This window comes from Flavobacterium sp. (genome assembly GCF_020217025.1).
Taxonomy (GTDB): Bacteria; Bacteroidota; Bacteroidia; order Flavobacteriales; family Flavobacteriaceae; genus Flavobacterium.
The window spans coordinates 1-10,000 of the sequence record NZ_JAIWOF010000086.1; the positions used below are offsets into that span (position 1 = coordinate 1).

Consider the following 10,000-nt stretch of genomic DNA (forward strand, 5'->3'; position numbering starts at 1 on the left):
GGAAGAACAGTATCAATTTACCATAGCTAACAAGCCTGTAAAAGTAATTGAAACCGAAAGTGCAACATCGTACACTATTTTAATTAACAGAGCAATAGATGATGTAAATTCTTTTGAAAACTTAATTGTACAACAGTTAAATAGTGGCGAAACTACAGCTAACATAATAAAATATGTCCCTTTTCAGCCTGCTACAATTGAAAGTTATTTTTTAAACGGCGATTTTAATGGCAATAGAACCATAACACTTATTGTGTACAACGATAATTTAATTAATACGACAAACAAAATAACAAATGTTTGCAGTACTGTTTGTACAACATTGTGTTATGACTGTAAGCCGAATTATAGTTCTGAATATCAAACACCTCACACACCCGGTGCAAACTGCCCAACTAGCTCTATTTCTACATCGTGCGAGCAAGTATGTGTAACATATGATGATGGTGGAGGTTCTTCAAGCAACCCTATAGATATAACTGGTGGCGGTGGTACAGGTGGTACAGATGATTTAGACACTCCGCATAACGATAGCGGCAACAACAACCCTATTGTTACAGCTCCAGTTTTGGAATTGGAGGAGGAAAATGAAGAAAATAATGAAATTGATCCTTGTATTTCTTTAAAAGAAACTCAAAAAACAGACAAAGCAAATATTAATCCTATTCTACAAAATTATAAAACTAATTTATATCATTTTGGGGAGAATGCTACTAGGATTAACAAAAACAATTTAAGTCCACAACTACCTATTTCAAATAATTATTCTTACACTCAAAACGTAATGCCTTTAAGTTTAGATAGAAGTATTGATGTACCAATATTATCAAATCAAACAATCATTATTATTCATACACATCCATATCCATTAACCTATTCTATGTTTTCATGGGGAGATGCATATCAGTATCTAATGCTCAACCAATTAAGTAACATTTATAGAAATGATTTAACTTTAATGCTTGTTACTTACAACCCTGTTACCAATACAAATGATGTTTATGCTTTAAAAGTTGAAAACATGAGGAATTTTAGAAACAAAATGAATAATCAATTAAATTCTTTAGGAACAATGGATTTAAACTTAAAAATAAAAAAACTAAATGAAAAATTAGGCGATAAATTTGAATCAGAAACAAACTTAGAAAAAGCCTTTTTAGAATATTTTGATGGCTATGGAATTTCGCTTTATAAAGCAGAAGACAATCTTTCTAATTGGAAAAAATTAGAAAAAAATTTAGATCCAGTATCCTATCTTGTAAATCCAGTAATTGAAAAACCTTGTAATAATTAAATCTTATGAAAAAAATATTTGCACTTATATTTATATTTAGCAACTTAAATATGTTTTCACAAATTATAAATATTGAAGACATGAATGGCTCAAGCCCAAATGGTGTCTACTACAAAGATATAAACAATTTACTTGACCCTTATGTAGGCACATGGGTTTACAGCAGCCCTACAGACACATTAAAAATTAAGTTACGAAAAGTAATTAGAGCTCCTTTTATCAACAATTCGTATGAAGATTTAATAGTAGGCGAATATCAATATATTAAAAATGGAATAGAAAAAATAAATACTCTAAACAGCTTTAATACAAATTATCCAATGCAAATAGCTCATTATGTAAATGGTAATCGTATTTTAGAAAATCATAACATCCCTAAGTGTAATTATTGCAATCCAAATGAAAAAAGATTACGTTTAATTTTAGTTGAACCATTAAGCCAGTGGGGAGCAGACTTAAACTTAAGATTAATAGTTGTTAATGGTCAACCTGCATTAGAAGTATATAAATGGGGCACACCACCTCCAGCAAGGGTTGAAGGAGATCCAACAACTGGTCATGCAAATCCAATAATTGAAATTGGAGCAAATTTTATCATGATAAAACAATAAACCTCTCAACAACGACTTTTAAAATATAAAGTCGTTGTTACTTTTTTTTGTATATTTATTAATGATGAAAAATTTAAACATACGTTTTACTAATGGTTATAATTAATTGCAAAGCGCAAAACACCTATCCATTAACCCGATAGCGCAGAATTACATTCTGTGCCCACAAAACAAAATCCAATCCTTTTTTTCGTAAATTAGTAATAAAAAAATATGGCAGCTAATTTTGTATCGTTACATCGCGTAATAACGGCTCCACCTGAAAAGGTGTTTCGTGCATTTACAGAGGCAAATGCAATGGCTTCGTGGATTCCACCCTATGGTTTTTTGTGTGAGGTTCACAGTATGGATGTGAAAATTGGTGGCGGCTTTAAAATGTCGTTTATCAATTTTACAACGGGAAACGGACATTCATTTGGTGGAACTTATCTCGATGTAAAACCCAACGAGTTTTTAAAATACACCGACACTTTTGATGCCCCCAACTTACCTGGAGAAATGACTACTTCGGTTTGGTTAAAAGAAGTTTCTTGTGGTACAGAAATCAAAATATTACAAGAAAATATTCCCGAAATGATTCCTACAGAAATGTGTTACTTGGGTTGGCAAGAATCGTTAGAAAAATTGAAGAAATTGGTAGAACCTAATATACCGGATAATTAATTTTTTAGTTATTTAAGAGTAAATCATTTTTTACGCATCATAACGCTAGTCTTTCGTAATTGTTGCGTGGCTTTGTGTTTGAATCGTTGATTGTAAATGAACCATCCGCCAAGAGCACCTAAAATACTACCAATAGTAATATCTAAAAAACGTGCAGATACAATGATTTCGGTATTCGCAGTAAACGAACTTCCTATTTCGGTTAATAAAATGGTCATGGGTGTAATAAAAATAATCGCCAATGCATAATTTTTAACGATTAACACTTCTACTAAGTATTGCAACACAAAAATTGTAATACAAATACTTAGTGGCGTATCACAAAACAACAATATCAACCAACAAAGTCCAATTCCTATAAAGGTTCCAACTATACGATGAAGCATTCGTTCCCAAACGTGTTGCTTTGAAATTCCTTGTAAAATTGCAAGACAAGAAATAGGAATCCAATACGGGTTTTTCATTTCGAGTAAATGCCCTATTATTAACGAAATCGCAATGAATACTCCGATAACTATTGAGTCAATTAGTGAAACAAATTTTCCTTTTTTAATTTGAATGACAAAGATTTCTGTTGTTTGTTCTTTTTTAATCGTTAGCAATCCGTGACATAAAGCTAAAAAACATGCTAACATTGTTCCCAGAAATAAAAAACCAATTTTTTCAGGAATCATCTCTAAATTATAACTTTGACAACTTGCCATCGAAGCAATCATAATAAAGAAAAAATTACCAGGTGGTTTAATTTTAAAATAGGTTGTAACTAAATGAATTCCCATTGCGAAAAAACCAAGCACAATCGCTGAAACATAAGGATTAAAGCTAAAAATAAGCCCAATTCCAAGTGAAAATGTAAATCCTAAAGAACAAACTAATAGGGTTAGCATTCGGCTTCCAAAGGAAATATTAGGCTGGTAGTATAAAATAACCAAACCTCCTAAACTTGCCATTAAACCTTTTCCAAAATTATCAAAATATAATGCCAAAAAAAGAGGAATTGCCACACAAAGTGAAGCCAAAAAAGGAATATGACGCGAGCGTTTATTTTTTTTGAGTTCAAAAAAAGATTTTATTTTATCAACAACTGAGTTCAACATGAATTTAAAATTACTCATTCTAAGAATTTTCAAAGAGTAAAGTTAGTTGTTTTAAAACTTAACACTAAATGAAATTAATAGTTTTAACAAAAAATCCCAATCTTTCGATTGGGATTTTCTATATCTAAAATCAATTACTTGATAATTTCAATTTTTAAAGCTTCTTCTTGGTTAACCGAATCAAAGAAACCTTGTTCGTTCATCCAATCATCGCTAAATACTTTGCTCATGTATCTTGAACCATGATCGGGGAAAATGATAACTACATTACTGTTTGCATCAAATTCGCCTTCTTCAGCATATTGTTTCACGGCTTGAAAAGCGGCTCCAGAAGTATATCCTACGAATAAACCTTCTTTCTTAGCTAATTCTCTTGTAGTGTGAGCACTTTCTTCATCTGAAACTTTGATAAATTTATCAATCGCATCAAAATCTGTAGCTGTTGGAATTAAGTTTTTACCTAAACCTTCAATACGGTATGGATAGATTTCAGCGTTATCAAATTCTTTTGTTTCGTGGTATTTTTTCAAAACCGAGCCAAAAGCATCAACTCCTAAAATTTTTATATTTGGATTTTGTTCTTTCAAGAAACGTGCTGTTCCAGAAATAGTTCCTCCTGTTCCACTACAAGCAACTAAGTGTGTAATTTGACCGCCTGTTTGTTCCCAAATTTCTGGTCCTGTAGATTTGTAATGTGCATCTACATTTAAATCGTTAAAATATTGGTTGATGTAAACCGAACCTTTAGTTTCTTCGTGTAATCTTTTTGCAACATTATAATAAGAACGTTCATCATCAGCAGAAACGTGAGCCGGACAAACATAAACCTTAGCTCCCATTGAACGTAACATGTCGATTTTATCTTTTGATGATTTTGAACTCACCGCAAGGATACAATCATATCCTTTGATAATACTCACCATGGCTAAACTAAAACCTGTATTCCCAGAAGTAGTTTCGATAATGGTATCACCTGGTTTAAGGATACCTCTCTTTTCTGCTTCTTCAATAATATACAACGCGATACGGTCTTTTGTAGAATGACCTGGATTAAAGGCTTCAACTTTTGCATAGAAATTACCTGGTAAATCAGCTGAAATTTTATTCAGTTTGATTAATGGTGTATTCCCAATTAAATCTAATACACTATTATAGGCTTTTATTTCTTCTTTCATATGAAGATACTGTTTGTTTTAATGTTTCCAAAATACTATGCTTTACTAGCACTTTTGTATTTTATACTTATTTAATATCTCAAAATTGTCATATTTGACACTTCTAAAACCTTGCAAATTTAACAAAAAAAGTTTAACTACTTCTTAATTTTTTCTAAATCTAACAAAAATGCTAATTCTTTTGCTAATTCCTTAAGTGCTTCAAATCGTCCTGAAGCACCTCCATGACCAGCATCCATATTAGTATCAAGAAATAACTGTTTGTCATTAGTTTTCATAACACGTAATTTTGCTACCCATTTAGCTGGTTCCCAGTACTGTACTTGCGAATCATGCAAACCTGTAGAAACATACATATTTGGATAAGCTTGCGCCTTTACCTGATCATACGGTGAATATGACAACATATAATCGTAGTATTTTTTATCATTTGGATTTCCCCATTCGTCATATTCTCCTGTAGTTAATGGAATAGTATCATCTAACATAGTCGTAACTACATCCACAAACGGAACTTGTGCAATTACTCCGTTGTATAATTCAGGATTCATATTCACAATTGCTCCCATCAACAAACCACCTGCAGAACCACCTTCAGCATATAAATGTTCTGGCGACGTATATTTTTTAGCAATCACAAATTTTGAACAGTCGATAAAATCGGTGAAAGTGTTAATTTTCTTTAAAAGTTTTCCGTTCTCATACCACTCTCTACCTAAGTCCTCACCTCCTCTGATATGGGCTATTGCATAGATAAATCCTCTATCCAATAAACTCAAACGAGTGGATGAAAAATAAGGATCCATAGTAGCTCCGTAAGAACCATAAGCGTATAACAACAATGGATTTTTACCATCTTTTTTAATACCCTTTCTATACACAATCGAAATTGGCACTTTAGTTCCATCAGCTGCAGTTGCCCAAACTCGTTCTTCGATGTAGTTATTTTTGTCGAATTTTCCACCTAATACTTCTTGTTCTTTTAGAACTTTTTTCTCCATTGTTCTCATATTGAAATCAATCACAGAAGATGGTGTTGCCAATGATTGGTAACCATAACGAAGAATTTCAGTATCAAAATCTACATTGGTTGTAGTGTAAGCTGTATAGGTTTCACTTTCAAATGGTAAGTAGTACTCGCCTTTTCCATTCCATGGACGAATTTGGATCTTATTCAATCCGTTTGAACGTTCTTCAACTACCAAATAATCTTTGAAAATTTCGATTCCTTCTAATAAAACATCTTTTCTATGTCCAATTAAATCTGTCCAGTTTTCAGCAGCAGTTGCGGTTTCTGGTGTTTTCATTAATTTGAAGTTAGTCGCTTTGTCTTTGTTAGTAACAATATAAAAGCTATCACCATAATGCGAAATCGAATATTCTAATCCACGCGTTCTTTTTTGGAAAATTTTAAATTCGCCATTCGGATTTTTCGCATCTAAAATTTGGTATTCAGAAGTCAACGTACTAGAAGAACCAATTACTAAATATTTCTTTGATTTTTCTTTGTAAACAAACGTATTGAACGTATCATCTTTTTCATGAAAAACCATTGTATCTGTCGAAGCGTCAGTTCCTAAAGTATGCTTGTAAATTTTATCAGAACGTAAGGTTTGTGCATCTTTACGCGTGTAAAACAAGGTTTTGTTATCGCCAGCCCAAGTAGAACCACCAGTAGTATTTTCTAATTTTACAGGAAGAATTTCACCTGTTTGTAAGTTTTTAATTTGAATGGTATATTGTCTTCTCGAAACCAAATCCACTCCAAAAGCAACCCATTTATTATCTTCACTAACACTAATTCCAGATAAATTAAAGTACGCATGTCCTTTTGCCATTTCGTTGCAATCGAACATGATTTCTTCTTTGGCATCTAAACTTCCTTTTTTACGAGAATAAATAGGATAATCTTTACCTTTTTCGAAACGTGTGATGTAGTAATATCCATTGTATAAATAAGGAACCGAACTATCATCTTCTTTAATTCTTCCTTTCATTTCCAAAAACAATTCGTCTTGTAATTGTTTCGTATGAGCGGTAGATTTTTGGTAATATTCGTTTTCTTTATTTAAGTAATCAATAACTTCTGGATTTTCTCTTTCATTTAACCAATAGTAGTTATCAATTCTTTTATCACCGTGCTTTTCTAATGTTTTTGGTATTATTTTGGCAACTGGTGGCTGTAATTTATCAGACATTTTTTTTGTTTTATTTTGACTGTGAACGGGAACAAAAATAACACAACCTAAAAGGAAATACGTGATTTTTTTCATGAAGTTTTACAATAATTATTAACCGCTAATTTAGTATTTTTGTCCGAATAAAAAAACTTAAAATTATGTTTGGAGATATCATGGGCATGATGGGAAAACTAAAAGAAACCCAGCAAAAAGTAGAAGAAACTAAGAAACGTTTAGACTTCGTTTTAATTGATGAAAAAAGTACTGATGGCTTGCTTGAAGTTACCTTAACTGCTAACCGAAAAATTAAAAACATTACCGTAAGTGATGATTTACTTAACGACAAGGAAATGCTTGAAGATTATTTAGTTAACGTTTTAAACAAAGCTATAGAAAAAGCAACAAATGTTCACGAAACAGAGTTAGCAGCAGTAGCAAAAGAAGGCATGCCAAACATTCCTGGTATGGACATGTTTAAATAATTCCCATTCCCAGAGCAATAGCAACTAAAAGCAATAAAACAGCGACAAAAACTTGGAGAAATTTTAGGGTAACTTTCTTTAAAAGTTGGTTACCCAAATACGCTCCAGCAATCGCACAAAGCGTTGCCGAAATCAACAATACTTTGTTTTCATACAAGGTATAAGTCGTGATTTTTGAAGCATAAACACTCAATCGCGTAAAGTCGATAAACATCGAAACTACAATTCCTGTGGCGATGAAACTTTCTTTGGATAAACCGGCTTTAATCAAAAATGCACTTCGCAAAGCACCTTGATGTCCAGAAAGTCCACCGAAAAATCCACTTAAAATTCCACCTAAAGGCAATTTATCTTTTCCAAATTCTAATTTACTTAAAAACGGAATCAAGTCTAAAAGGGCAAAAATCACTAATAAAAGGGCAATGATGAATTTCACTGGAAAAACGTCTAATTGTTTTCCAAAAAGCGAATAACTAAACAAAGGTTCTAAATCGGAAATTTGCAACAACAACCAAGAACCTACAAAAGCGGCAATAATTGCAGGAATTCCAAATTTCAATAAAACTTCTTTATTAGCATGCTTTCCAACTAAGAAAAACTTGAATAAATTATTGGCAAAATGAACCAATCCACACAAACCTATAGCAATATCAACTGGAAAGAACAACATAAAAACCGGAGTCAACAAAGTTCCCAATCCAAACCCAGAAAAAAAGGTTAAAATAGCAGTTAAAAAGGCAACAATTGATATGATTATGATTTCCATAAAATTATTGTTTCAAGTTTCAGGTTTCAGGTTTAATTTTACAAATTATTCTAATTTCTTAAATCTGTGTTCCAAAAAATTAAAAAGACAATTTAGAAAAAACTTCCATTACATATTCATGCATCACTTCTTTATAATCCAAATGTGTTACAATACGAAGTTTTCCATGTCCCATTGAACTAATTGCTATTCCTTTTTGTTTCAATTTGTCCATAAAAAGCTTCTCATCTACAAAAGGTTGTAAGCCAAAAATCAAAATATTGGTTTCCACAGGTTCTACATTAGCAATCCAAGGCATTTTTTCTAACAAACTTCCTAATTCTTTCGCTCTTCTATGGTCAATTTCTAAACGACTAATATTATTCTGCAACGCAAATAATCCAGCCGCTGCTAAATATCCGGATTGACGCATATTCCCTCCAAAAATCTTTCTAATACGCAAAGCACGATGCATATCCGCCTTACTTCCTAGCAAAACCGAACCAACTGGAGCTCCTAATCCTTTAGATAAACAAACCGAAATCGTGTCAAACAATTCGCCAAAATGCTTCGGATGTTGTTTTTTTGCTACCAAAGCATTCCACAAACGTGCACCATCTAAATGGTATTTCAAATTATTTTCAATGCAAACTTGCTTAATTTCTTGCAAAGGTTGTAAATCATAACAAGCACCACCTCCTTTATTTGTTGTGTTTTCAATACTTACTAACGAAGTTAAAGGCGCATGATAAAATTCCGGATCATTGATTCCGTTTTTAACTAAATCGGCGGTAATCATTCCTCGATTTCCATCTACCAAACAACATGAAACCCCACTATTAAATGATGCGCCACCACCTTCATAATGATAAATATGCGAGTATTTATCGCAAATTACCTGCTCGCCAGGCTGAGTATGTAACTTAATCGCCGTTTGATTTGCCATAGTTCCTGAAGGAAAAAACAAAGCCGCTTCCATCCCAAACAAATCTGCTAAAGTTTCCTCTAACTCATTAACTGTTGGGTCTTGTTTATATACATCATCACCAACTTTTGCGTTAAACATTACGTTCAACATTTCCACCGAAGGTTTGGTTACCGTATCACTCACTAAATTTATTTCCATATATCAATCAGATACCTTATTTTTGATAAAAATTTTAAGGAGCTAATTCCCGCTATCCGTTGCAATCTTTTTTTAAATTTTGTCATACTGAGCTTGTCGAAGTAAAATTTAAAAAAAGGATTTCCACTACTATCGGGGCTATGGCATCCCATTTCAAAACAAAACTACAATATTTATGATTAATACAGAACAAGTCAGAGATATTATTGATCGCCTTGGTGCGTTAAGGAGGTATCTTTGACATCGATGCCAAAACGATTGAAATAACTAACGAAGAAGAAAAAACCTTTGCTCCCGACTTTTGGAACAACGCCAAAGAAGCCGAAATCATTATCAGAAACCTACGTTCTAAAAAGAAATGGGTTGAAGATTATAATAAAGGTTTAGAACTTTCTGAAGAACTTCAAATTATGATGGATTTCTTCAAAGAAGGCGATGTAACCGAAGAAGAAGTTGAAGAGCAATATCAAAAAACCTTACAACACATTGAAGATTTAGAGTTCCGAAACATGCTTTCCGATGAAGGAGATAGCATGAGTGCTGTTTTGCAAATTACGGCAGGCGCTGGTGGAACTGAAAGTTGTGATTGGGCATCTATGTTAATGCGAATGTATTTGATGTGGGGCG

9 protein-coding genes and 1 pseudogene are annotated in these 10,000 nt (G+C 32.6%); 5 read left to right on the forward strand and 5 right to left on the reverse strand.

Annotation, left to right across the window (positions count from 1 at the left end; all coding sequences use genetic code 11):
- The 3 genes from LDL23_RS04160 to LDL23_RS04170 form a co-directional block, all read left to right on the forward strand.
- The coding region (locus LDL23_RS04160; RefSeq protein ID WP_291264583.1) for a hypothetical protein at positions 1-1,294 on the forward strand (1,294 nt) is incomplete at its 5' end.
- 5 nt (positions 1,295-1,299) lie between these two features.
- The gene (locus tag LDL23_RS04165; RefSeq protein WP_366935468.1) at positions 1,300-1,905 is read left to right on the forward strand and encodes a DUF6705 family protein; all 606 of its coding nucleotides are present in this window, start codon (positions 1,300-1,302) and stop codon (positions 1,903-1,905) included.
- A gap of 213 nt (positions 1,906-2,118) precedes the next feature.
- Positions 2,119-2,568 (forward strand): SRPBCC family protein, encoded by a 450-nt coding sequence (locus LDL23_RS04170; RefSeq protein ID WP_291264585.1) that lies wholly within the window; start codon positions 2,119-2,121, stop codon positions 2,566-2,568.
- A 23-nt stretch (positions 2,569-2,591) separates the two neighbouring features.
- Here the strand turns inward: LDL23_RS04170 and LDL23_RS04175 are convergent, their stop codons facing one another.
- The 3 genes from LDL23_RS04175 to LDL23_RS04185 form a co-directional block, all read right to left on the reverse strand.
- Positions 2,592-3,683 carry an FUSC family protein gene (locus LDL23_RS04175; RefSeq protein ID WP_291264586.1) on the reverse strand — a complete coding sequence of 364 codons (1,092 nt, stop codon included), beginning with the start codon at positions 3,681-3,683 and terminating at the stop codon, positions 2,592-2,594.
- A 116-nt stretch (positions 3,684-3,799) separates the two neighbouring features.
- The gene (locus LDL23_RS04180) at positions 3,800-4,840 is read right to left on the reverse strand and encodes a PLP-dependent cysteine synthase family protein (RefSeq protein WP_291264587.1); all 1,041 of its coding nucleotides are present in this window, start codon (positions 4,838-4,840) and stop codon (positions 3,800-3,802) included.
- Positions 4,841-4,977: 137 nt separating this feature from the next.
- A complete protein-coding gene (locus tag LDL23_RS04185; protein ID WP_291264591.1) occupies positions 4,978-7,038 on the reverse strand; it encodes a S9 family peptidase in 2,061 nt (686 codons plus the stop codon).
- Between the two features lie 140 nt (positions 7,039-7,178).
- On the opposite strand from LDL23_RS04185, the gene LDL23_RS04190 reads away from it, so the two are divergent.
- Entirely contained in the window at positions 7,179-7,502 is a 324-nt protein-coding gene (locus LDL23_RS04190; RefSeq protein ID WP_291264588.1) for a YbaB/EbfC family nucleoid-associated protein, read from the forward strand.
- Here LDL23_RS04190 and LDL23_RS04195 read toward each other — a convergent pair.
- Positions 7,495-8,268: a sulfite exporter TauE/SafE family protein gene (locus LDL23_RS04195; RefSeq protein WP_291264589.1), complete on the reverse strand. Its 774-nt coding sequence runs from the start codon at positions 8,266-8,268 to the stop codon at positions 7,495-7,497. The two genes, LDL23_RS04190 and LDL23_RS04195, sit on opposite strands and share 8 nt — an antisense overlap.
- 79 nt (positions 8,269-8,347) lie before the next feature.
- Entirely contained in the window at positions 8,348-9,373 is a 1,026-nt protein-coding gene (locus LDL23_RS04200) for a GntG family PLP-dependent aldolase (RefSeq protein WP_291264590.1), read from the reverse strand.
- Positions 9,374-9,548: 175 nt separating this feature from the next.
- On the opposite strand from LDL23_RS04200, the pseudogene LDL23_RS04205 reads away from it, so the two are divergent.
- Positions 9,549-10,000: pseudogene (locus tag LDL23_RS04205) on the forward strand (PCRF domain-containing protein); the annotation flags it as partial.

Excerpts from the sequence above, each read along its gene's own strand:
- LDL23_RS04185 (WP_291264591.1), bottom strand. The coding sequence starts at position 7,038 with ATGTCTGATAAATTACAGCCACCAGTTGCCAAAATAATACCAAAAACA.
- LDL23_RS04175 (WP_291264586.1), bottom strand. The coding sequence starts at position 3,683 with ATGAGTAATTTTAAATTCATGTTGAACTCAGTTGTTGATAAAATAAAA.
- LDL23_RS04165 (WP_366935468.1), top strand. The coding sequence starts at position 1,300 with ATGAAAAAAATATTTGCACTTATATTTATATTTAGCAACTTAAATATG.
- LDL23_RS04200 (WP_291264590.1), bottom strand. The coding sequence starts at position 9,373 with ATGGAAATAAATTTAGTGAGTGATACGGTAACCAAACCTTCGGTGGAA.
- LDL23_RS04195 (WP_291264589.1), bottom strand. The coding sequence starts at position 8,268 with ATGGAAATCATAATCATATCAATTGTTGCCTTTTTAACTGCTATTTTA.
- LDL23_RS04190 (WP_291264588.1), top strand. The coding sequence starts at position 7,179 with ATGTTTGGAGATATCATGGGCATGATGGGAAAACTAAAAGAAACCCAG.
- LDL23_RS04180 (WP_291264587.1), bottom strand. The coding sequence starts at position 4,840 with ATGAAAGAAGAAATAAAAGCCTATAATAGTGTATTAGATTTAATTGGG.
- LDL23_RS04170 (WP_291264585.1), top strand. The coding sequence starts at position 2,119 with ATGGCAGCTAATTTTGTATCGTTACATCGCGTAATAACGGCTCCACCT.